The 1252-nt window shown below is 27.9% G+C and carries 1 protein-coding gene; it reads right to left on the bottom strand.

The annotated features are described in order from the left end of the window. Positions 1-147: 147 nt before the first annotated feature. Positions 148-1252, bottom strand: a 1105-nt coding sequence (locus tag CQA53_RS12805; RefSeq protein ID WP_115544030.1) for a hypothetical protein, incomplete at its 5' end; no start/stop codon positions are given.

Below are 1252 nucleotides of genomic sequence, written 5' to 3'. Positions count from 1 at the left end.
ATCTTGCTTTGTGTAATTATTGATGATAGGGAGGAGCTCTTGTATATCAATGGTGAGATTTGATTTTTCTATACTGATGATTATATCATTATCATTTTGAAAGATTCGAAATCTTTGTGGTTTAAACTTATTTTTCATTATTATTTCCTATCTTATAGATTCAGGATAATATTTGAGTGTTTCATTGATATAGCATTTGATTATTGTATCTTTACTATTGTCTTTTAGGTCAGTGCAGAATATTTGCGTTCTAGGGGTTATATACCCTATAAGTTTATTAGCTACTTCATTATTATTTATAAGTGGCTTTCCTTCTTTATCTGCACTTGTAAAAAATATTGTTTCGTGAATAGCAAAGAGATTAGACAAAGCCGAATCTGCATTAATACTTTGAATCTCATCTTTCGTTAAGATTTTTATATATACTTCATTGTCTTGGAGATATAATATACCATCAATCACTTCACTAGCATTATCTTGAATTACTTTTTTTACACCATCGGTTTTAATTGTGGCTTCAAAGAGTATCTTATCTATGGTGGCATAAATCCAATTTGGTATATTTATTTTATTGGCTTCTATTAGTCTAATCATATCATTATTAAACAAATTTGGTGAATCCACTACACCAGATTTCCGTAATCTTATTTCATATTTTTCTATCTCGATATTCCTCAGTATCCTATGGATAGAAAGTGCGATGATATTACAATATGCGATAACTTGCTTTATTTCTTTATATATATGTGAATCTATTTCATAGTGTTTTTCTAAAAATGTTTGTAATGCTTTGTATTCTTCACTTTCTGTTTGATGATTTGCCTCTAAAGATAGTTTTCTTTCTTGATTAAATTCTAGCTTTATATCTTTGCTATTTGTGTTTATTAAATTGTGATTTGTAGAGTAGATATATTCATAAAAGTATAATACTGCTGTTATAGCAACTATACCATGAGCATCCATTCCTCCAAAATTCAAATTCAATATAAAATAATTTCCTGCTATATCTTTACCTAAATGCTGTGTAGCATTTTCTTTTCCTGATTCTTTAGTATGTTGATAGTTATCAAATTGATTAAAGGTTTCTATATGATACACTCTATCGCTTATACTTAGTTTATAGTTATTTCCTTCGTCATCTTTAGCATACCTATTTTCATAGTTCTTAATAAGTGTTTGATAAAAATACACTAACGCATTATCTATTTTTTCATAAAAAATATCGGCATACTCTATGTCTCTCCCACTATGA

The sequence above is a fragment of the Helicobacter didelphidarum genome (genome assembly GCF_003364195.1).
In the GTDB taxonomy this organism is placed as follows: Bacteria; Campylobacterota; Campylobacteria; order Campylobacterales; family Helicobacteraceae; genus Helicobacter_A; species Helicobacter_A didelphidarum.
This window is presented reverse-complemented; position numbering and strand designations above follow the sequence as displayed.